General features: G+C 49.4%; 17 protein-coding genes and 2 pseudogenes. 9 read left to right on the top strand and 10 right to left on the bottom strand.

From position 1 onward, the window contains the following. Window positions 1–33 precede the first annotated feature (33 nt). The 3 genes from EPA93_RS00550 to EPA93_RS00540 all read right to left on the bottom strand — a co-directional run bounded on the left by EPA93_RS00550 (window position 34) and on the right by EPA93_RS00540 (window position 4806). Window positions 34–1350 carry an Nramp family divalent metal transporter gene (locus tag EPA93_RS00550; protein ID WP_129885160.1) on the bottom strand — a complete coding sequence of 439 codons (1317 nt, stop codon included), beginning with the start codon at window positions 1348–1350 and terminating at the stop codon, window positions 34–36. Between the two features lie 843 nt (window positions 1351–2193). After that, window positions 2194–3012, bottom strand: coding sequence for a BPL-N domain-containing protein (locus tag EPA93_RS00545; RefSeq protein ID WP_165422769.1), 819 nt, complete (start codon window positions 3010–3012; stop codon window positions 2194–2196). 174 nt (window positions 3013–3186) lie between these two features. Then, a complete protein-coding gene (locus EPA93_RS00540; RefSeq protein ID WP_129885158.1) occupies window positions 3187–4806 on the bottom strand; it encodes a PucR family transcriptional regulator in 1620 nt (539 codons plus the stop codon). 316 nt (window positions 4807–5122) lie between these two features. On the opposite strand from EPA93_RS00540, the gene EPA93_RS00535 reads away from it, so the two are divergent. The 4 genes from EPA93_RS00535 to EPA93_RS00520 all read left to right on the top strand — a co-directional run bounded on the left by EPA93_RS00535 (window position 5123) and on the right by EPA93_RS00520 (window position 10816). Beyond that, entirely contained in the window at window positions 5123–6331 is a 1209-nt protein-coding gene (locus EPA93_RS00535; RefSeq protein WP_129885157.1) for a cystathionine gamma-synthase family protein, read from the top strand. Between the two features lie 20 nt (window positions 6332–6351). Continuing rightward, entirely contained in the window at window positions 6352–7404 is a 1053-nt protein-coding gene (locus EPA93_RS00530) for a homoserine dehydrogenase (protein WP_129885156.1), read from the top strand. A gap of 129 nt (window positions 7405–7533) precedes the next feature. Then, entirely contained in the window at window positions 7534–8949 is a 1416-nt protein-coding gene (locus tag EPA93_RS00525) for an aldehyde dehydrogenase family protein (protein WP_129885155.1), read from the top strand. Window positions 8950–9070: 121 nt separating this feature from the next. Beyond that, window positions 9071–10816: a peptide ABC transporter substrate-binding protein gene (locus EPA93_RS00520; RefSeq protein WP_129885154.1), complete on the top strand. Its 1746-nt coding sequence runs from the start codon at window positions 9071–9073 to the stop codon at window positions 10814–10816. 195 nt (window positions 10817–11011) lie between these two features. On the opposite strand, the gene EPA93_RS00515 is transcribed toward EPA93_RS00520, so the two are convergent. Continuing rightward, window positions 11012–12655 carry a hypothetical protein gene (locus EPA93_RS00515; RefSeq protein ID WP_129885153.1) on the bottom strand — a complete coding sequence of 548 codons (1644 nt, stop codon included), beginning with the start codon at window positions 12653–12655 and terminating at the stop codon, window positions 11012–11014. A 454-nt stretch (window positions 12656–13109) separates the two neighbouring features. Between EPA93_RS00515 and EPA93_RS00510 the strand changes: the two genes are divergently transcribed. Beyond that, window positions 13110–14009, top strand: a complete 900-nt coding sequence (locus tag EPA93_RS00510; RefSeq protein WP_129885152.1) for an NAD(P)-dependent oxidoreductase — start codon at window positions 13110–13112, stop codon at window positions 14007–14009. A gap of 186 nt (window positions 14010–14195) precedes the next feature. Further along, window positions 14196–14948 (top strand): coenzyme F420-0:L-glutamate ligase, encoded by a 753-nt coding sequence (locus EPA93_RS00505; protein ID WP_129885151.1) that lies wholly within the window; start codon window positions 14196–14198, stop codon window positions 14946–14948. Between the two features lie 72 nt (window positions 14949–15020). Here the strand turns inward: EPA93_RS00505 and EPA93_RS00500 are convergent, their stop codons facing one another. Both EPA93_RS00500 and EPA93_RS00495 read right to left on the bottom strand, forming a co-directional pair. Next, window positions 15021–15722 carry a class I SAM-dependent methyltransferase gene (locus EPA93_RS00500; protein WP_129885150.1) on the bottom strand — a complete coding sequence of 234 codons (702 nt, stop codon included), beginning with the start codon at window positions 15720–15722 and terminating at the stop codon, window positions 15021–15023. A 142-nt stretch (window positions 15723–15864) separates the two neighbouring features. Further along, on the bottom strand, window positions 15865–16728 hold the full coding sequence (locus EPA93_RS00495; RefSeq protein WP_129885149.1) for a class I SAM-dependent methyltransferase: 864 nt from the start codon (window positions 16726–16728) through the stop codon (window positions 15865–15867). Between the two features lie 369 nt (window positions 16729–17097). Here EPA93_RS00495 and EPA93_RS00490 point away from each other — a divergent pair, with 369 nt between their 5' ends. The 3 genes and pseudogenes from EPA93_RS00490 (at window position 17098) to EPA93_RS50780 (ending at window position 20560) form a co-directional block, all read left to right on the top strand. Further along, window positions 17098–18105 (top strand): alpha/beta fold hydrolase, encoded by a 1008-nt coding sequence (locus EPA93_RS00490; RefSeq protein WP_129885148.1) that lies wholly within the window; start codon window positions 17098–17100, stop codon window positions 18103–18105. Window positions 18106–18485: 380 nt separating this feature from the next. Beyond that, window positions 18486–19565, top strand: a complete 1080-nt coding sequence (locus tag EPA93_RS00485; protein WP_129885147.1) for a DUF1963 domain-containing protein — start codon at window positions 18486–18488, stop codon at window positions 19563–19565. Between the two features lie 249 nt (window positions 19566–19814). Next, a pseudogene (locus EPA93_RS50780) lies at window positions 19815–20560 on the top strand (dienelactone hydrolase family protein). Window positions 20561–20728: 168 nt separating this feature from the next. On the opposite strand, the gene EPA93_RS00470 reads toward EPA93_RS50780, so the two are convergent. The 4 genes and pseudogenes from EPA93_RS00470 to EPA93_RS00455 all read right to left on the bottom strand — a co-directional run bounded on the left by EPA93_RS00470 (window position 20729) and on the right by EPA93_RS00455 (window position 22017). Beyond that, entirely contained in the window at window positions 20729–20962 is a 234-nt protein-coding gene (locus EPA93_RS00470) for a hypothetical protein (protein WP_129885144.1), read from the bottom strand. 33 nt (window positions 20963–20995) lie between these two features. Continuing rightward, complete coding sequence (locus EPA93_RS00465) at window positions 20996–21184, bottom strand: sigma-70 family RNA polymerase sigma factor family protein (protein ID WP_129885143.1); 189 nt, start codon at window positions 21182–21184, stop codon at window positions 20996–20998. A 58-nt stretch (window positions 21185–21242) separates the two neighbouring features. Beyond that, window positions 21243–21353: pseudogene (locus EPA93_RS50775) on the bottom strand (sigma factor); the annotation flags it as partial. Between the two features lie 166 nt (window positions 21354–21519). After that, on the bottom strand, window positions 21520–22017 hold the full coding sequence (locus tag EPA93_RS00455) for a hypothetical protein (protein WP_129885142.1): 498 nt from the start codon (window positions 22015–22017) through the stop codon (window positions 21520–21522). Window positions 22018–22592: the final 575 nt, after the last annotated feature.

The following is a 22592-nucleotide window of genomic DNA, read 5'->3' as shown; positions in this document are numbered from 1 at the left end:
AGAGCTCGACGTGTATTTTGGTAACTAGATTGATCAGGATGGAAACAGGCCAGGTGCTATCACTTGAGCAGCCAGGATCAAGGATAGCGTAAACAAGACGATAATAATGGACCAGTTAATCACGTTATTCCAGCGCGTATTGATAAAGCGCTTGCCTAAGAGCTCCTTATCATTTAAGAGCAATTGCAGGAAAATGATGGCTGATGGCAGCATGATGCCGGCCAGTACCTGGACTCCAATAATGATGAGCTGTAATGGTGCGTTGGGAACTAGCACCAGAGCTGCCGCAGCGAGCACACATAAGGCATAGACCAGATAGAAGCCCGGAGCCTGTCGTATATTTTTCTGTAAGCTATGGTTCCATCCCTTTACTTCGCCAAAGGCCCAGGCGCTGGATAGAGAAATCGCTGTTGTGCCAAGAACAGCAGCATTGCACATCATTAAGGGAACCCCATAGCGGACTGCCGGACCCAGAATAGGACCAAGGGCTACGGCCATGCTTGCCGGATCGTTAAATGGCAGATGGTGACGAAAAGCCGCATCGCCTACGAGCATCATGGCACCTGCAACGATGATAGTAAAACAGGAACCGATAAAAGTATCAAGGCGAGCCCATTTTAGATCAGCAAAGCGTAGCCGCTTATCAGCTACACAGCTCTGTTGAAAGAAGAGCTGCCAGGGAGCAATAGTTGTACCTACGATAGCGATCACCAGGAATACCAGGCCTGATGTTAAACCTCCAGGAGGGATATTGGGAACGACAGTATTTTGCAGAACCTCTAACCCTAAAGGGCGTGCCAGGAACACCAGGCCTAACCAGACCAGATCCAGGATACAGAGCAGAATAGTCACTCTCTCCCAGCGCAGATAGCTGCCAGTACTTACATGAAGAATAAGCGCTATTGCTGCTACGGGAACTGCCAGGTAAGGAGTGATACCTAACTGGCTCATTGCCAGCGAGATAGCCGCGAACTCAGTTACCAGGGTTAAGAAGTTCACAATAAGTAGATCGGCGAGCGAAAAGAGGCCCCACCATTTTCCGAAACGTTGGAATATCATTGCAGCGTGGCCTTTTCCCGTTGCTATGCCCAGGCGAGCCACCATTTCCTGAATGAAGTAACAAACAGGAAGTAAGATCAGCAGAACCCAGAGCAGATGGGTACCATATTGGGCGCCTGCCTGTGTATAGGTTGAGACTGCTCCGGCATCATTATCAGCTTCCATCACAATTAGCCCAGGGCCAAAGACCATCAGAAAGCTCAAGAGATTATATAGCCAGCGGGAGCGCACAACGCGACCGCGGATTGGTGTGCTGCTTTCTTCCAGATTAGCGCTTGTAGTAGTTTTCATACCTACCTCCTTAAAGACAACAAGACAAACTGACGACCTGTACCTATGTCGCAGTGGATAAGCTACTATGCTCTATCTGATCCTGTGTCGAGGGCTTTGCCAGATCAAAGAGACCTCAGAAGACGTTCTTAGCGAAAAGCAGGCAAATTTCACCATATGGGCCGGGCAGACAGAGCGCATTCCGGGCAGACAGAGCGCATTAAAGTAGCCATGAGGCAATGCTTGCGCTCTGTAAAGGCGGGGAGAAAGTGAGGGAGAAGGCTCTGAAGAGTGACAGAAGCTACCTCACATACCTCGCGTTGTAATGTAAGATTATAAAATCCATGAAATACGCGAGATGTGAGATAAATAGCTTCGATAGAAGAGCTATTAGAATGACATGGCGCATTTCACGGAAGAAAAGGGACCATATGATCGTCGCCTACGACTAGGGTCAGGGTCCATTTATCTCCTCCTTAGAAATGTCAGATTGTAAAAATTTTTACAGAACAAGGCCTGCTAGCAACTGATTGCTCAGTTATAGCTGCTAGCAGAATTTATAAATTTACTAGCGATTTGCTCAATTCAGGATATCTTATTTCTTATTAGATATCCCCTATCCCCCCTGGGGGATATCGATTACACTTAGGAGTATAGATGCTGAGGGCTCTATTTGTCAAGAGGAATTCGCATGAGTTTTTGCACAAGAGGGAATAATGCACATGATGGCAGTAGTTAATCAATCTGGACTTGATGCATCTTGCCTAGCAATCTGATAAGGCGAATGGCAAGATGATCGTGCCCTCGGCAGCATTATCAGATTGCTAGAACTAAGCTAAGCACTTGAGCTATGCTTGAGACTAATTAATGCATCACAGAATCGAGTAGGTCGTTGACCAGATCCACATTTAAACCAGGAGGTGCCGGGAGCTTGCTATCATCGAACCAGGCCTGGGGGGCTTCCGGGTGAGGGCCCGAGATGGCAACCTTTCCTTTACCATAAGGTCTGATCATCACTGCAACGGGACCCTGGGCCTTGCCTTGCTCGATGTAGCGTGCCAGGACAACATCCTTGGCAGTGGTATGACCTGTAAAATAGGCCCCACCCTGAAAGTAAAGCTGGCGAGGATGGCCGCGCCAGGATACATTCACAATAATGGGATCATCCTGATTGCCTCCTGGTGGGGTATATCCGTCTACATCATCTGGCGTGAGCAGATTTAAGCCAGGATTTGCGCCGGCCATGAATGCTCCCATACATAAGCCCAGATAGCGCCCGCCCGATCTTACATACTCCCTGATGAGAGGTGCATAGTCCTTTATCTCTGCATAAGTGGCATCGAGACTATCGCCACCGCCGGGCTGCACATAAATTGCTGCTGACTGAAGTAGCTGCTTCGTCAATGGTACTCCCTTAGGACCAACAAATTTTACAGCAAAGTGCCAGGGAGAATTGGTAAGCGCGTGCGCCGCCGCCGCGGCACAGCCATCATCGCATCCTGCAGGTGTATTGTCATCATTAAAGACCAGGGCCAGCGGAGCAGAGGCAGCGTTATTGGAGGCTGCGTGAGCTTGTAGAGATCCGAGTGAGCCAAAGGGAGCCACTGATATCAGCAGGATAACTCCCAGAAACAGACCTTTTGGATATCTGCTACGAAGCAGATGGGTGATAATATGAGACATCCTTTTCTCCATCTACACAGGTTTCTGTGTTTAAAATATCGCCAGGCACCAGAGGCGGTAACCAGGAAATACTACTCTGTCTGCCTGTTTCTGTCATGAGACAACCTGTAAGATGTAGATGTCCTTTCACATTATAAATTGTATGATTGGAGCCAGTAGGGGTGAGCGTTTTCCTCAGCGCTTCTCTACACCCTGGATGAGATAGAGGCGCAGCCCCAATTCCAGCGCAAAGCGCTCCTGGGCATCTGCGAGATGGCAACTGGTGAGTTGCTCTATCCTTTGCAGGCGATAGAGCAGCGACTGGCGATGTAGATGGAGGTGGCGGGCAGTTTCGCTAACATTCCCCTGGTTGGCGAGGTAAACTTCCAGCGTGCGCACCATCTCGACCCCTTTTGCTTGCTCATAATCTAGCAGAGGGCGGATGTAGCGTTCCCAATAAGCGCGGCTTTCCGGATCACGACTGACTGCCAGGAGCGTGCGGTACATTGCCACTTCGCGCGCAGGAATCATTTGTCCCGGCCCATAGACGCTAATGCCTATCTGACAAGCTGAGCGGGCTTCCTGATAGCTCTGCTGGAAATTTTCAAAGCCAGGCCTGACCGCTCCAATCCCCCAGGAGATAGTGGTCTCGGGATAGGTTAGAGAGAGCCATTGCATAGCCTGGCGTATGACTTCTTCTGTCATCTTCTCAGAGCGCCTCACCTCAAGAAAGACGATCAGCGTACTGCTTACCCATGTCGTCATAGCGCGCAGATGTTTCTGCCTGGCTTGCTCAGCCACTACAGACAGAATATGGCGCACAAGTTGCTCGGTGACCAGCCTTTCTCCGTTCTCGGGGATTTCGACCTGGCCGAAGAAACAAGCATACCTGCGCTCCACATCGTATCCCAGCAGTTGCCCACGCGCGATAGCATGTTCAAGAGAAGGAACATTCCCGCTTGCCAGAGCCCAAACGAAATCATCACGTATGCGCATTTCTGCCTCATCGGCAATACGCTGCTGTAGGAAGCAGAGCGCAGCAGCGGTTGAAGCATGCTCCAGGATAAGTTGTTCGAGTTGAGATAAAGAGGAATGGGTAAAAGGGACAATAAGATAGCCACAGAGCCGGGTGGCCACTTGCACCTTCACGAGAAGAAGATGGATATCAGGCAAAAGATGAATCGGCGAACTAAGCTTTCTGGCTGCCTCTTCCTTCACCAAGCTCAGAGCCTTTTGCACGCGTATCGCTAGATCATCTTCCAGAGGGGCAGTATGGGCAAGTATTTTTCCATTCTCATCAACTATGAGCACAATTCGCTGCAGCATTTCGGCGAGAACTTGCGTAAGTTTGCTCAAAGTGGCCCCAGCCAGAATCAACTGTATAAACTGCTGATGTACTGTAAACGAGCGATTGAGGAGGTTATATTGTTCATGCAACAGGCGCTGTAGTATAGCCTCGCTCAATTCGCTAAAGCGGCTCTCCCAGGGAAGGGCAATCAGAGGGAGCGCTACGCTCTCACAAGCCTCTATCATCGTGGGGGGGATAGCCGGAGTATAGGGGCCAATACTGATAGCCAGGGCCGCAGCACGGGCCTCGGCTATCTCCCTGGCAAACTGTGCTAGAAGAGCGGGATCGTGACCAATACCTACAGCTGTGCTCAGTACTAATTCGTGAGGGCGCACAAAATCTTCTACCGGCACCTCAATGACGGAGACCCAACGTACCTCTCGTCCCAACAATGTATGCTGGCTCGTGAGTAGAGAAGCAGTCTGAAAGGCTTCTAAATCCAAAACTTGCCTGACACTTAAAGCCATGCTTACCTCCTTGTAGCAAGGGCGGCTAACCCGCTAGGTATTTTCTAGTAGACGGTTCGTTGCGGCGCTATCTGATCAGGTGGCGTGACAAGAGCTTCAAAAAATCTTCTTGGGGGAATGAAGTTTTATTCCTCTCGATATGCGTACTGTACGCTGAAAGATCTTGCCTCCGTGACTAGACAGTTTATCATAGAAAAGCAAAGATATCTATTACAAGTTGTAGCATGACATTCTTTGCCATTACCTCTATGCTAGAAACGTAGCATAACCTCGCGATTTGCTAAAGAGGTTGGAATAACTAGTAAGGAATACAAGTATGTCGCAGATTGATAAACCCTCTCTTTCTACAATGTCTGTATGGGCTGGTGAGGATTCTTTACTCTGGCAAGGGGCCACGCAAGTTCCAGTTGTGCATAGCGTCTCATTTGGTTACGAGGATATCGAGACCTGGCAAGAGGTAGCGCTGGGCAAAAAGTCAGGCCATATCTATGGACGCAACACCAATCCCACAGTTGCGGTCTTTGAAGACAAAATACGGCAACTCGAAGGAGCTGAAGCTGCCACTAGCTTTGCGACAGGAATGGCGGCGATTAGCAATACACTCTTCACCCTTCTCTCGCCAGGTGAGCGGGTAGTTTCGGTAAAAGATACTTATGGAGGAACTAATAAAATCTTCCTCGAATTCCTCCCACGCTTTCAAGTTGAGGTAGCGCTTTGTGAGACGACAGATACCGAGGCGATAGAGGCGGCGATAGAGCAGGGCTGTAAGGTTCTGTATCTAGAAACGCCGACGAATCCGACATTAAAAGTTCTTGATATCGCTCGCCTGTCAGAAGCCGCTCATCGTCAAGGAGCCGTGGTCGTCGTTGATAATACCATTGCAACCCCTATAAATCAGAAGCCGCTGGCACTTGGGGCAGACCTGGTTCTCCATAGCGCAACCAAGTTTCTAGGGGGACATGCCGACGCCCTTGGCGGAATTGTCTGTGGCGCGAAGCCGCTGATTGAAAAAATCTACCACTATCGCGAGATCACAGGTGCCACGCTCGATCCGATGGCTGCCTATCTCCTGCTGCGCGGCACAAAAACGCTAAATTTGCGCATCCGCCAGCAGAATGAAAGCGCGCTGCGCATAGCACAGTATTTGCAGGCGCATCCAGCCGTCTCGCAGGTATTCTATCCCGGGCTTGAAACTAACGAGCAATATGCGCTGGCGAAGCGGCAGATGCAAGGCTTTGGCGGCTTGATGAGCTTTGCTTTACACGGTGGCTTTGAAGCTGTACGCGCCTTTATACCCCGGCTGCGCTATGCACACCGTGCCGCCAATCTTGGTGCTGTCGAGACCATCGTTGGCGTACCGGCAACCACAAGCCATGTGGAGTCAACGCAGCAAGAGCGGCAAGCCATGGGGATACCTGAGAGCTTGATCCGTTATTCGGTTGGGATAGAAGACACAGACGATCTTATCGCGGATATAGAGCAAGCTTTTACCGCCATTCCTCAGCGGCTCTCTTCCCGCTCTTAAAATCGAATGGAGGCAGTAGGATGCATATCTATCGTCTGGCGATCATTGGCTTTGGCAATGTAGGACAGGGATTTGTCAGTTTGCTTTTAGAACAAAGAGAGAGATTGGCAAAGCAATACGGCCTTAGCGTTAGCATCGTAGCTATATGTGACATTCTCAAAGGCAGTGTGTATGATCCCGATGGCTTAGATCCAGAGCTGCTCCTGGCGAGTATCCAGGCCACAGGTACCCTCGAAGCGGTGAGAGCGCCCCATATTGGATGGAGCGTTCTCCGCACTATCAGCGAGAGCAATGCCGAGGTTGTAGTAGAGCTAAGCCCTACTAACCTGCGTACAGGTGAACCTGCCCTGAGTCATATTCGGCAAGCCTTAGAGCAAGGGCGGCACGTCTTGACATCTAATAAAGGGCCGGCTGCCCTGTACTATCCACAGTTAGCAGCTCTGGCCAGGGCGCGGGGCGTTGACTTTGGCATCGAGGGCACGGTGATGAGCGGGACACCTACGCTGCGGCTCGGGCGAGAATTGCAGATTTCCGCTACTATTACACATATTCAAGGCATCTTCAACGGGACCACAAACTTTATCTTGACGCAGATGGAGCAGGGCCTTAGCTTTGAAAATGCTCTGGCTCAAGCGCAGGAGCAGGGTTATGCAGAAGCTAATCCTGAAGCAGATGTAGAGGGATATGATATTGCCGCCAAACTTATGATTCTCGCTCATCTCTTTATGGATACGACCCTGAGACTTGATGATATCGATCGGCATGGTATCACGCAGCTCACAGGAGAAGATATCATCAAGGCTAAGGCGGCAAAGGAAAGCTGGAAGTTCCTGGGAACACTGGAACAGACGGCACAAGGCGTGAAAGGCCATGTTGGCCCGGTACGGCTGCCCGCACATCATTCCCTTGCCTCTATTCAAGGAGCTACCAATGCTATTGTATACAGTACCGATGTGCTTGGAGATGTGACGCTGATTGGCCCGGGCGCGGGGCGTATGGAGACCGCTGCTGCTCTGCTCAACGATCTCGTTGCCCTCCAGCGCAAGCGTGAGGAGAGCGTTGCTGCTCCCTGAGAATGGGCTTGCGAAGCAAAAGCATGTAATTTGTGGTTATCCCTATTTCTATTCTGCTCAGAGAAGATGACGTCAGAGGATCATCGACTATATGATCACAAAGGCGTGAGACGAAAGTGAGCTTAAAGCATGAAGATGTTGCTTGATGGCGCATGGGTGGAGCGGTCCCAACAGATAGAAGTTCGTGATCCTCAGGATGCTCGCTTGATTGATACCGTGCCGCGGGCGAATCGAGAGGATATGTATAAGGCCATAGATGCAGCCGTCAGAGGAGCTGCCCTGGCTCGCACTATGCCTACGCATCAACGCACAAGGATTTTGCGTGAGGCTGCTGACAATGTGAAGCAACGGCACGAAGAATTTGCCCGCATGATCTCACGTGAAGGAATTAAAACTATCCGTGAGGCGCGTAAGGAAGTGACCCGCTGTATAGAAACCTTGCGGCTTAGCGCTGAGGCCGCGCATCACCTTGAAGGCTCAACTATTGCATTTGACCAGATGCCAGGCAGCGAGCGACGCCATGGATACTATTTCCGCGAGCCCGTAGGGATCATAGGCGCGATTACGCCTTTCAACGATCCCTTAAATCTTGTGGCGCATAAAGTAGGTCCGGCCCTGGCGGCCGGCAATGCTATTATCGTAAAGCCACATACAGCCACGCCGCTCAGCGCTCTCCTACTGGCTCGGGCTTGTGTTGAGGCGGGGCTACCTCCCGGCGTGCTGCAGGTTATTACTGGTCGAGGGCCTGAAGTTGGTGAGGTGCTTATCAAAGATCCTCGCGTACGCATGATCTCTTTTACTGGCGGACGTCAGACTGGAGAGATGATCCAGCAGCAAGCCCGCTTAAAAAAAGTTGGTATGGAATTAGGCAGCAATTCTCCTGTCATTGTGATGCCTGATGCCGACCTGGAATTGGCGGTCAAATGCTCAGTCAGCGGAGCATATTGGGCGGCAGGGCAAAACTGCTTGCATGTGCAGCGCCTCTTTCTCCACAGTTCGATTGCTAACGAGTTTATTGAGCGCTTCCTGGCCCTTACGAAGGCATATAGGACCGGCGATAAACAAGATGAAGCTACTGATATGGGTCCGCTGATAAATGAAGCAGCTGCATTACGCGTTGAAAAGACCGTCAAAGAAGCTCTTCTCTCAGGAGCACGTGCGCTTACAGGCGCGCAGCGCGAGGGAACCTATTTTATGCCAACCTTGCTGGAGAATGTACCCGACACCTCTCCTCTAGCGCTTGACGAAATCTATGGACCCGTTACTACCTGCTTTCGTTTTGATACCATCGAAGAAGCGCTGCAACTGGCAAATGCTGTGGATTATGGGCTGCAAGCTGGGATATTTACACGAGATATACATACGGCTTTTCGCGCGATACATGGATTGCAGTGTGGAGGAGTAATGGTGAATGACAGTAGCGATTATCGTATCGACGCCATGCCCTTTGGCGGTGTCAAGGGATCGGGTATAGGGCGAGAAGGAGTAGATTTTGCCCTCCAGGAGATGACCGAGCCCAAAGTTGTCTGCTTCAACCTGGAGTAATACCAGGAGAACTGGCTTTTAGCCTGACAAGGCAGGATATCAATGTAATCAGGCGATTACTGAAGTGAAAAGCATTCAAGGATGCACAGCATAACGATAGCAAAAGGAGGAAATTCCCTCTATGAAACTTATGCAAAAAAGCCTGCTCTCTCTATGCCTGCTGTGTGCGCTGCTGGTTGCTGCCTGCGGAAACGACGCTAATTCCTCTCAGAACACGCAACATACCAAAGCGCCTGCCAACAAGCAAGTTTTGTCCACAGTCTTCGCCGTTGGGGCTGGTATTCCCGATTTCAACACTGTTGATCCGGCGCTGGCCTATAATATTGCTGACGTTAACGCTGTCAGCGCCATATTTACTGGCTTGCTCACTTTAGACTATAATTTGCGCATCCACGGACAACTTGCCCAGTCGTGGGATCGCTCCAGCGATGGGCTGACCTGGACATTTCACCTTAAGCCCAACTTGAAATTTAGCGATGGAACACCCTTGACCTCACATGATATTGCGTATAGTATTGATCGGGCTCTGCTGCCAGCTACCAAATCTACGACGGCCCTCTACTATATGGGATATATCAAAAATAGCGATAAGCTAAGCAATGGAGCTATCAAGACCATCATCGGCGATAGCCTTCTCACGCCAGATGATAACACCATCAAGATCGTGAGCAGTAAGCCGGTTCCCTTTTTTCTAGAGACGCTTACCTATCCCTGTGCTTTCACAGTTGAGAAAAGGCTGATCGATGCATATGGCGCGCAGTGGACCGACCATCTGACCGAAGGGGGCAGTACCGGCCCATTTAAGGTGAAGCGCTATATTCACAATCAAGAGATGGATCTCATTCCCGACAGCAATTACTACGGTGCCAAACCTCAGTTGAAAGAACTGGTATATCCCTTCTACAAAAATGAGGACACGACCTATAAAGACTATATGACTGATCGGTTGGATGATGCAACCATCCCGCTTTCAAATTATAGTCAGGATAAGACGCGTAAGGATTTCTGGAAGAAGCCTTATCTGAGCATTGATTACCTGGCGATGAACTTTAGCAAAAAACCTTTCGACAATCTGCATATTCGCCAGGCGTTTGCTCTTGCGATAAATAAGACTCTGCTAGCCGACAAAATCTGGAAGGGATCATACATCGCCACAAATCATATCATTCCTGAGGGCCAGTATGGCTACTATCCAAATCTGAGCGGCCCTGCTGGCGTCAAGGGGCCAGCAGGTGATCCTGCCCTGGCAAAAAAACTTCTGCAGCAAGGTATGCAGGAAGCAGGCTATAGCAGCATCAATCAGATTCCGCAGATCGCTTTGACCTATTCTAGTAGTGGTAAGCAGGCTTTTCGGGATGAAATGACAGCTCTACAACAGATGTGGCAGCAGGTGCTAGGCGTCTCGGTAAAGCTCGATGATATCGATGGCAACACCTTGAGCAGCAATACCTCTAATGGTGTGTCCGCCAATCCTTATCAATTCTATGCTGGCCATTGGGCCGCCGACTACCCTGATCCACAGGACTGGATCACCATTCAGTTTGGCAAAGATGCGGCTGATAATAGTATGGGATTTGGACAGAATAATGGAGCTAATGCAGCCTCAGAGCGAGCTTTACAGCAGCAGATGGTGACGGCAGACCTAATGCAGGATTCCAATGCACGCTTAGCCACCTATAACAAGATTGAACAGGAGATAGTTGATGATATTGGCTGGATATCGATAGTACAGGAGACTCAATATGGTCTCCGTAAGCCCTGCGTACAAGGCGTGAGAGTTAATGCTTTGCAGCTGACGCCTCCTGATGATTGGGGCAACGTGTATATCTCGACGGATTTGCCCTGTGCGAATGTCACAGTTTCTTAAGCCCGAGAGCCGTTAAGCGGTACTGGCGAGCGCAGGGCGCGTCATGGGAGAAGAGGCTGGTCCGTATGAAGGAATTGTGGGTACGGATCGAGCCAGAGATCTCGAAAAATAACAAGCTTCAAGTAGGTCTGTAGAGATGAGCGGCATAAATGCCACCAGTTGGCTATATGCCGCTCTGCTTGTGCGCCTGGAAGCTCATTTCATATGCACAAGGTATGGAGGGAGAAGAGCACTACCAGAGGCCCTTTTAGATCGTCGTCGCTGCAGCGACTGGCTGCTCACCTGTGCGAAGTAATGGTAAATGCCTGCATTAGCAGAGTGATTTAGGACAACTCCTATTGGAGCGCTTGAGAGGTCACTTAGCAATTCTCTGGCCCTTTGTAGTAGTGCTGAGGGGGTATGGCGCGCATCGACAACTAGCATGATGCCATCCACCATACTGGCAAACACGCTGGCCTCTGCTCCATCGAACAGCTCGGGTCCATCAACGATAATCAGATCGACCCGGCGACGGAAGTGTTCAAGGATAGCTGGAAGACGTTGGCCAAGCAGTGTCGAATTTGGAATAGGACTACCCCCAGGCAAAAGCCCAATACCTGGGATAGGACACGGTTTTACTGCAGCATCTAAATTGCCTCCAGTACTAAGCAGGTCGCCAAGGCCGGGTCTAAAAGAGGAGAAGCCGAAGGTAAGATGGGTAGAGGCCTGGCGTAGATTTCCGTCGATGAGCAATGTGTTAAAACCACCGCGCGCTAACGTAACGGCCAGGGAAGCGGCCGTGCTCGTTTTGCCGGCCCGAGGCTGGATGCTGGTTACCAGGACAATCGCCGCGTGGGGCGCTTGCCATTGGTCTGGTAAGATACCAGTAAGCCGTAAATTAGCCCCTATATTCACTATATTACGGGTAATAGTGTCAGGCGGCTGAATGGGCGTACTGGCAAAGGTTCTATCATGGGGTAAATTTCCTAGATACGTCAGATGTAGTTCCTCGCCTAGTCGCTCTGCGCTGATTGATTTGCTCTTTAATTTGCTTATCAAGGCTATGAACAGGAGGCCTGCTAGGATGCCTCCGATGAAAGAGATAGCGAGTAGTAATGTGAGATTTGTTGTTGCACGCGTATTCTCCATGCTTGCATAGCCTAAGATAGAGAGATTGCTGGATGCCTGAGATGGCAAGACAGCCAGCTGAGTAGTCAGGGCACTGCGTAATTTGAGGAGACTTCGCAAATTGGCCGAAGCAGCTTGCGCCTGTGGAGAATTGGTTGGAGCCGCTGTGATCTGCTGTTCAGCTGCAACGATCTGCTGATTGAGCTGATCAAACTGGGCCAGGAGCGCTTTGTGGCGCGAGGCCAGCGCTTGATTGTTGAGATCTTGCTTGTAATTCAAGTATCCCTGGGCAACTTCGTTGGCCATAATAACTGCAGCGTTCTGATCATTTGCCGTAGCTGTAATGGCTATCTGCGTTCCCCCTGAGCTAGTAGCCTTATTTCCTTTTTTTCCGGCGGCAAGAGCGCTTGCACCACTACTGGCCTGGACGTCAGCGAGAAGATCGTTAGCCGTGTAGCCACTGTGTTGTAAAGGAGTGGAGTGAGCATAAATATAGTTTAGGACAGCAGCGCTGACAAGCTCGGAGGCATCGTATGTTGCCTGATCGCTGCTATCCTTAAGGCTCATTTGGGTGGGGGAGTTATCATTACCAAAGGCCGTAACCTGTATAATTGAGGAAGCTTGATATGCCTCCTGATGCTTAGCAATGAGAAAAGCTAAAGCCGTGGTTAATCCCAGACAAAAAACTATGATGAACCAGGACCGCTTTATCTCAGAGAGATAACGTTTCAAGGGATGCCCTCCTGTATACGGTCAATAAGTTGTTTATGCGTATAGTATCCCTTCATCCGAAGGATTCTTCTGCTGTATTTAAGGCCTGTTGTCGCATGTGTGTCACAGAATAATACATCTTTCTACGTATCATTGCTCCCTCCGATTGCGCAGTAGCGCTAATGCAACCCTTGAGACAAGTATAAAACGAAAGTTGTATCAGCGTATACTTCTAGGGACGTATTCTTACCACTCCTCTAGTTCTGAAACTTGTCAGAAAAGCCGTGTATCCAGGAAAGATGAGCATGAAGGAAGCAAAAAAAGTATTAATGATCATGTAAGCCAGTTATCACGCAGGCCGGAAGAGCTAGCGGGATTGGTGGGATAGACTGAAAAAATGATATGATGATCAACCTGGGAAGGTTTGAAGGGGTATACAAGTGAGAGTATAGAAGGAGTTTCATGGAGGAAATATATGGCAAAGCTTGGTTTTATTGGTCTTGGCGCCATGGGTGGGCGGATCGCGAAGCGGCTACTTGAAGCTGGCCATGTTGTGATTGGCTATAACCGAACCCAAGCAAAAGCGCAGTGGTTACTTGACGCTGGTATGCAGTGGGGACAGACGCCACGCGCAGTCGCTGAAATGGCTGAGATAAGCTTTAGCATGCTTACTGATACCAACGCGTTGGAGAATGTAGTGAATGGCAGTGAGGGAATACTGGCGGGCTTACGGGCAGGCAAGATTTATGTCGATATGAGTACTGTTAGCCCCAAAGCTTCACAGGAGATTGCCGGGCGCGTGGCTGCCCAAGGGGCAAGCATGCTTGATGCGCCAGTATCGGGCAGCCCTATTACCCTTGAAGCGGGCCAGTTGGCCATTATGGTAGGTGGCGAGAAGGAGATATTTGAAAAGGTAAAGCCGATTCTGCTGGATATCGGGCCAAAGGTAAACTATGTGGGCGCGAATGGACTTGCGCTTGCCATGAAAATAGCTATCAATCTAAGCCTACCAGTACAACTTCTCGCCTTTAGCGAAGGTGTAGTGCTGGCCGAAAAGGTTGGTATACCGCGCGAAACCGCGATGGAAGTGTGGTTAAATACCGTTCTTGCGTCCCCTTCGCTAAAATATAGAACGCCATTTATCCTTAAGAAGCCTGATGAAGTGATGTTCAATGTGAACATGATGCAGAAGGATCTTGTGCTTGCTCAGGAGATGGGGCGCAGCCTGGATGTTCCGTTGCCTACGGTAGCTGCCGCTAATGAAATGCTCACTATAGCGCGGGCCATGGGATGGGGGCAGGAGGATTTCGCGATTCTCTTCAAAGTGTTAGCGCACCTGGCTGGCATAGAATCTCAAGAAACACAAAATTCCTGAAACCTGATAAAGGGGCCGAGATAGCTTAGTCCAACCTGGCACACCCTCTTGTTGTATACTCTAGGGCAAAGCTTATCTTTACAACAGCGCCCCAGGGAAACAAACCGGCCCGGTTGTTTTTCGCAAGAGTGAAGATCCCAAACGAAAGCTTAAGACTACATATCGTGTTGCAGGAAGAAGAAATATATGCAAGTTACGCCAGTCAAAACAGAGAAGATCACTGTCCAGAACCGCGATCTATTTGCCATTCTTGATAAATATGTCCCGTCTCTGAAAGAGAAGTCAGTCGTGGCCATCTCATCGAAGATTGTCGCTATCAGCGAGGGAAGGGTAGTCAGATTAGATGAGGCGATAAAAGCCGATCTCGTGGCTCGGGAAGCTGACTATATCCTTCCTCCTGAGCACAGCAAATATAACTATACCCTCACTATTAAAGAGAATATTTTGATTCCGGCGGCGGGCATAGATGAATCGAATGGAGACGGCTATTATATCCTCTGGCCCAGAAATGCGCAGAAGACAGCTAATGAGTTGCGCGCCTATTTTCGCCAAAGATTTTCGCTTCATGAGGTAGGTATAGTGATTACCGATAGCAAGACGACCCCTTTACGATTGGGCACAACTGGCGTAGCCCTGGCGCATAGCGGCTTTCGGGCCTTGAACGACTATCGGAGCCAGCCTGATATTTTTGGTAGAAATATGAAAGTAACTGTCTCCAATATTATGGAAGCCCTGGCTGCAGCCGCCGTCTTAACGATGGGCGAAGGCAGCGAACAGACCCCTTTAGCCATTATTGAGGATATACCCCATATTCAGTTTCGGCAGGCAGATCCTTCACAAGATGAACTTGCCGAAATCCATATCGAACCTGAAGACGATCTCTATGCCCCCCTGCTGGCTGGAGTACCATGGGTGCGCGGGAAAAAGACTAAGGATTGAGATGGCGTTTCCCTGGCGGGATCAGCTGGCAAGACAATAGATCCTGCTTGCTGATCCTAGGCGCTTCCATGTTTAGGAGCGGGTGCCGTAGCCATAGAGGAAATAAGTAGCGGTTTCGTGAATGGTGAGATTTAACCCCGCAATTTTGGCCCGCGTAGCAAGATCCGTGGGATCACAGAAATTTTTGACGATCTCAAAAGTGCGACCGTCATTAAGTTTGCGTATCATAACCTGATCGCCCTGTGCTGGCAATTGATGATCCGCGGCGGTACTGCTGGGCTCGCGCCGACTATCCACAAAGAAAAGCTTCCCTCCAGGACGGAGCATGGTTGCTACGGAATGAAGAAAGTTGTCAAGGCGTTCCAGTGGCACATGCGAGAGCCAGAAGCCAAAGAATACAGAGTCGTAGCTGCGCTCTGGCTGCCAGGAGAAGAGATCAGCCTGGATATATGAGACCTTTGCGCTGGCTACCCTGGCTCGATTAAGCTCTATCATTTCTGGAGCGGCATCGACGGCGGTAAGGCTTTTTGCCGTGCGCACAAGGCGTTCGGTCCAGATTCCCGTTCCTGGCGCAAGTTCAAGTACATCTCCGTCTGGAAGAAAGCTGTCGAGCGCGGCAAAAACCTCATCAGCTTCGGCAAACCAGCGCGCATTGGCTTCGGGACTACGATTATAGCGACCTTGACGATAGAACCACTCATCATACTCGCGGGCGCGAGCGCGGTAATAGGCCTGCATATCCTGCAGAGTGTGGAGCGAGACAGAATTATTCATCGAAAAAAAGCTCCCTGGTAGATTGGCGAAAAATCCTTTAATATCTTCGCATTATATTGTACAACCTGACCCTGAAAGGAAGCTATTGAGAAGCTCTACCTTTTTGTCTAGTAGATTATGATGGGCGCGGCGTATCGTGAACTTATGCAGGCTTAATGCCCCAGACTCGCTGATAAAAGCTAACTGCACAGAATGTCTGATCCTGCATCTCGGAAAGTACACGCTGATAGAGGACATCAAGCTCTTCCTGGCTAGCTAGCTTATAATGCACAACTGCTGGCTGGAGCAGCTTAAATAAGGCCTTGAAATCCTCATACAAGACAGTATGAGCAGCCGTGCCATGCGAGTAGTTAGAGGAAAATGCCTCGTGCTGGATGGTCTGAAAGCCGGCAACCTGGAGGAGGTGCATTTGTACAGCCGTAATTCCGGGAGAATCACCTTCGTCAACGAAGGCGTGCCCGCTAGCTCGCAAGATTTGGGTCATCAAACGGTTGTAGCGAGTTAACGAAGGGCTTGTGGTTACGCCTACGCCTTCGGCCTCCGTACTGCAGATATAGCCTCCCGCGCGCAACAAGCGAAAACATTCCTGTAGAAGGACCGGCCAGTTATCCTTACTTAGAAATGAATTGATGAAGCGCATATGGATTAGATCGAATGAATTATCAGGAAAATCGAGCTGGCGACGAGCATCCATGGCGTGAAAATTAGCATTAGAAAGATTATTTTCCTGGACGAGATACTGCGCATATTCCGTCATACGTGTGCTGATATCGATACCTGTAACGCGGCTCATCGGCAACTGCTGAGCTATGGCCAGGGACCATTCGCCAGGACCACAACCAATATCAAGAATTGTAGCGCAGCGCCCTAGATCTATGGTAGCTGGTACCAGGCCGGTTTGCTCTGTGGTGAGACGAGCCTGCTTAGCGAGACGCGCCATTTCTGCGATGTTCTCGGCATCAACTAAATAACCAGATGCCTGGTCGTAATTTGCTCCAGATGACATAACAGGACTCCTTTTCTGACTTCCTCTATGCTTCTCAACCGTGAAACCATGCGGCTTGCAGAGAGTCTAACACAGGTCTTTTGGCGATGGCAATGCGCAATATTATTGGATAAGTGGTAACTTCTTCCAGCCCGCTTGCTGATGATATGATAGTAGTGAGCGAGCCGCTAAGAATGGATGAGGTAGTGTTACACGGGATATAGCATAATCGTGTTCCTGGTAGGTATGAAGCAGGCGAGCACTGTTTAAGGCTAGCTTAAAATGGCCGCCAAAAGAAGGAGTAAGTTATGACAATGCTTTAACATGGGAAATCCTAAGCCAGTGCATATGTTCTGTGTCAGCGAGCGAGTGCAGAAAGGAAATGCAGAGATGGACTATAAGCTTTTCGAACTTGGCAATGTACCTCTCCAATGTGGGATTACGTTGCGCAATGCCTTCCTTGCCTATAAGACCTATGGCACGCTTAACGCCGAGAAAAGTAACGTGATTGTCTATCCGACCTGGTATTCTGGACAGCATTACGACAATGAGTGGTTGATTGGCGAAGGGATGGCACTTGATCCCAGCAAATATTTCATCATCATCCCAAATATGCTCTGTAACGGGCTCTCTTCATCGCCAAGCAATACCCCACCTCCTTTTGATAAGGCGCGCTTCCCACTAGTTACCCTCTACGATAATATCCAGGTGCAACACCGGCTTATTACAGAGCAATTTGGTATTCAAAAGATAGCCCTGGTAACCGGCTGGTCGATGGGTGCTCAGCAAACCTTCCAGTGGGCAGCCAGCTTTCCCGATATGGTCGAACGTATTGTCCCATTTTGCGGCACAGCCAAAACGTGGCCACACAACATTGTCTTCCTGGAAGGCGTCAAGGCTGCTTTATGCGCTGATGGAGCCTGGAACAATGGCTGGTATACGGAGCAACCATATACAGGCTTGAGAGCTATGGGGCGTGTTTATGCTGGATGGGGCCTCTCACAGGCCTTCTACCGGGACGCAATCTATCTCAAGCTGGGATACAGCTCGTTGGAGGATTATCTGATTGGCTACTGGGAAAATCTCTTCTTCCGCCGAGACGCTAATAATCTCATAGCTATGGCCAGGACCTGGCAAAAAGGAGATATCAGCGCCAATCCTACTTACAATGGCGATTTCGAAAAGGCTCTGCATAGTATTAAAGCCAGGGCGATAGTTATGCCTGGCGATAAGGATCTCTACTTCACGCCCGAAGATAGTGAGTATGAGACGAAGTGCATGCCTAACGCGATCTTTCGGCCCTTCCGCTCAGATTGGGGGCATTTTGCCGGCGGTGGGGCGAGTCCTGAAGATACAAAGTTTCTTGACGATAGCTTGAAAGAGTTGCTGGCCAGCTAATCGTCGCCTCCTTCAGTCGTAAATTATAGTGACTCTACCTGGTCGGACTTGTTCAAGGCTAAGCATGTTCCTGCCAGGTTTTTCTCTCTTGCCTGCACTTTTCCCTTTTGTTGTCCTCGACCATTTTTCCTCAGCTGAGCTAGCGGCCTGAAAGGGTGTGACCTGCTTAACAGTATCTTTTTCCTATAGGGAAAGTGTAAATTGATTTATTTCTCGGTATGTTATATAGTGTCGAATACAAGTAATAAAAATGCATATATTATACAAGGTTCTAATTGTCTGTATAGCCAGATAGCTTAAGGGTGTAAGCTATCCCTAATCAGATCATTTACATGTATACATCAGGAAATGCATAGATAGAGTTGTTGGAGGTGTTTACGATGTGGAACCCGATTACCGAGAAACAAGAGAAGTGGCTAAGGCGCTTGCTGTGGGCATATGATTTTATGAAACTGGCCGATGAGCTCGTTGAGCTGGCGCAGAACTGCATCTTCTTCTCCTTAGGCCAGCCAGAAACGTATAGACGGATAGGCAATAGTCGTGTATGGGGAGTTCCTGATATACCGCCAGATTTTGCCTGGCCTCAGGGCTGCGGCCCAATGAGCTTTATGGCTCAGATTAATCTTGAAGATATTGCGGATTTTGATGCCAACGGCATGCTACCCTGTTCAGGAATGCTCTATAGCTTTATGGCGATTGGTGAACTGGGGGAGATCGAAGGAGGAACGACACGTTATCTTGATGAGACGAAGTGTCGGAAGATGCGCCCACTTAAGGACGAGAAGAGGGTATGGGCTGATTTTGATGTAGATTTCCTTGTGGAGCCGAAGGCGGCTTTTGATAAGTTGAGCGAGATTGGGTGGCGCCTTAATGCCGTACAGGGCATCAGTCTGCCAGGGCGAGGATCAAAGCAGCTATGTAAGTTACTAAAAAAGCTGAATATAGAGAGCGATGCTTTTGATTGGGCGGGTTATGAACAGCTGCGTTGGGAGCTTAAGAAGCTGCCCGCGCGAGCCAGTATCCTGCAGCTACTTGGCTATCCCTGGGAAGATAAAAGATATATCAGAGATGAGCTGGAGAGATGGGAAGGGGGAGAATCCCGTTTTGACGCCTGTGAGAGGCTACTGATTATGTCGAGTGACGAGAACCAGAAGCGCAAAACCTTGTGGAGACTTGTGGATTTAGAAGATCAAATGCATAATCCTGGGCAGAGAGCGGGAAAGGGTTTCGCTAGCTGGTATATGAATAACTATAGAAAAGTGGAGGCTGTAATGAAGGAATGGCATTTACTGTTTGAATATAGGGAAACTGCGCATAATCACCGCGATGTGCCTTGCAACTGGCCATATGCGGGTGCCAGGACGAATTGTTTTATGCTCCATGCGACAGATCTGCTGACGCAAAATTTCTCCAATGCCTATATGGGTAGCGGATATTCCCCCGGCGGGAATTTCGTATAGCCATTAACTATGCAAGGAGGACATTCAGGCTCTAGCACTTGATGCTGCCTGTGTGATAGTAAACCTTCTGCTTCTGCCTGACCAGCCCGAATATATCATCAGTGCAATTGTATGCAGGACATACCACACAAGGGGATGCTTGCATTGGAAAAGCTTGCGAATATTGACCGGGCAGAGAAGAGAGCGTACAATCTTTTCTGACGATTTTATGTGATATGTTAACGCTTTTAGAAAAGGTTAGTATTGCCCATGTGTCATCCTGTTGATCCCGCCTTTGAGTATAGCGACGCTACCGAACGACAGCTTGAGATGCCCGGTAGCGGTCGCACTATTCCCACGTTTGCCTATCGTTATGCATCCGAGAAGCGGCTACCTGCCGTTGTAATCGGGCATGATGTATTTGGCGCCAGCCCATTTTACCGCGATATAGCCCGGCGCCTGGCAGAGCAAGGTTTTGCTACAATTGTGCCCGAACTATTTTGTAGGGAGGGAACTCTTGCCACTCATACTATGGAAGCCGCTGTAGAGCGCGCTAAGCGCCATAATGTGCTGACTGCCCTCGCTGATCTGAACAGCATAACGGCTAAACTGGCTGAGGATGGTCGTAAAGTTGGCATCTTAGGTTTTTGTATGGGGGAAGATATGCCTTACTGGCTGCTTCGCGTATGCCTGCTGTGAAGGCGAGCGTGGTCTATTATGGCTCGCCAATCATGAGTAATGAGCGGCCGGATAATCCTATTGTGGAAGTTGAGCAGGTGCATGCGCCTATCCTTGGTTTCTTTGGTGAGGTTGATCGCGGTATTCCTGTGCAGGACGTTCAGCACTATCAAGAGGTTGCGCGTAAAGCTGGTAAGGAAGTTGACTTTACGATCTATCCTGGTCTGGGTCACGCCTTCTTTACTTTTGCCGCTGATGAACCTGGCTCCGCAGCCAGTCAGGAAAGTTGGGCGAAGGCTGTTCTCTTCTTAAGAGCGCGCCTGGGGCAAGGTGAGTAGACTATTTGAGGCATATATTATGGGGGAATACATGAAGTTATAAAAAAGAGGAGCTCAATTGGCTCCTCTTCAAACTACATAACCAAGTATACCTGATTTCCTCCAAAAAATCAAGGCCTGTGGAAGCTCATCAAAATCTCGTTAAGGATCTATTTATGAACAAGTTTTTCATTTGTTCATAATAGGCAGAGAGATGTGTTGCAGTTTTTCAGGATTGGCCACAATATCGATTTCTTGGGCCAGATCCTCCGAGCAGGTTAGCGCGATAGCCGCAACCAGCGGATTTCCCCGTTGAGCGAATTGTTGATACATCTCAATCAATTGTTGCGTTGCTTTCCTTTTCCCTCTAACCTCGTTGGTAGCTGCTTGCTTTCCCTCGCTTGTTGATAATACATGCTGCAAAGAAGTAACCTCTGACAGATAGAAGATCAACGCTCAGCCAGGGCTGATCCATACGAACTGGCTCAAAAGCCCAGGTAGAGAGAAGTATTTGTGTTGCAAGCCTGAGAGATAGCGAGCTACGCGCTCTGGTCCATAAATGGGATGGCGGGCTAATACAGCCCGCTGGCCTCCGTCTGTATGGACCACAATCTCAGCTGAGAGCACACGCAACAAATTATCCATGTTGCCCTTTTGTCAGGCCTGGAGGAAACGAGCGAAGATCTGCTTTTGCTGATCCCGCTACACAGTCTTCGGCATCCATAACGCTGCCAAGCATACGATAGGCGATTGAGAAGAGCAAGGAGCGGTAGGCCTGGAAATGCTCTATCTCACTTGTCTGTGTCTCGTGCATAAACTATAAGCCCTTTTGTTTCGATCTCGTATGATTAGTGTAGCCTGTTCTTGGCGCTAATCTTGCGTGGAGCATGAGCACGAATTGCACCTGCGTAGCCTTGACCTGTCAAAGAGTATGGCTGAAAACTCTTTAGCAGGTCAAGTAAAAATTCTAGCTGCGCCGCTTAGAAAGAATTATGAGCCTGAGCATGGCGTAAATCCTTCTCTGTTCGTAGCTCTGGTACGAGGCCGAGGTTACGTTCAGATAGCTGGCGAGATGCCAATCTAAAAATGTGAATGCCGATGATAAGGCCCGCCCAGGGAACTATGAAGATCAGCACACTGGTAATCAGAAATGCTGGCCCGGCCGGGCTTGTGGCATGGGCCATCACGTTATCTCCGGTAGAAGACATAAAGTGAGCGCCAAATCCCCAGAGCAGAGCGATAAGCATGCTCAAACAAAGTAGAGCAGCTCCCCAGCGTATACGGCGTGTGTAGAGTAAGACAAGCGCTACCAGGGGTGCTAACGAGAAAAACAATTCTATAGTAAGACCCAACCAGGTAAGATCTGGAGGTAAAGGTGTGAGTGGTGCACCAGCTACCAGGTGGGCCACTCCATGAAGTAGGGAGGAGCCAAGCCAGATCCAGATAATGTAAGCACATATACTGCGCGCTATATTCATAACTTTCAACCTTTCTGTCCCGGTGTTATCCCGCATAGGAGATAGCCCGAGTGCTTATGTAGTTAAAGTATCAGGTGCTAATGCTCTGAGCCCGAAATCGCAATCTGGATTTGCGAGGTGATCGTACCTGCTTGATTTGCTCTGTACACGAGTCGGAATGGGTAGCATTTTTGTGACACTTTGAGACTGATATTTTGAGAAAGTGACGAGATGGGGGCATATATTGATAAGCAAGACTGATAAGCCCTGCCCAGGTCTGCTTGAGGTATAGACATTGAGGATATATCCGTGTATATAATACTAGGGTGGACATGAGAATGTTGGCTTATTGTGGGGAGTGAGGATGCTAAACTACATTTAGCTTGGAGGAATACGGGGTTATTGTAGGTAGGGACCATGCCAGGCTTTTATTAAGATCGGAGACATGGGAGGCTTATTGTGGAGAGGGAGAACGCTAAGCTACATTTAGCTCGGAGACACGTGAGGCTTATTGTGGGCAGTGAGGAAATGCCAGGCTGTGTTTTTGGCCATATGGCTTGTTATGTGTCGATTGCGTTGTCAATAATCGAAAGGAC

The organism is Ktedonosporobacter rubrisoli (genome assembly GCF_004208415.1).
Taxonomy (GTDB): Bacteria; Chloroflexota; Ktedonobacteria; order Ktedonobacterales; family Ktedonobacteraceae; genus Ktedonosporobacter; species Ktedonosporobacter rubrisoli.
This window is presented reverse-complemented; position numbering and strand designations above follow the sequence as displayed.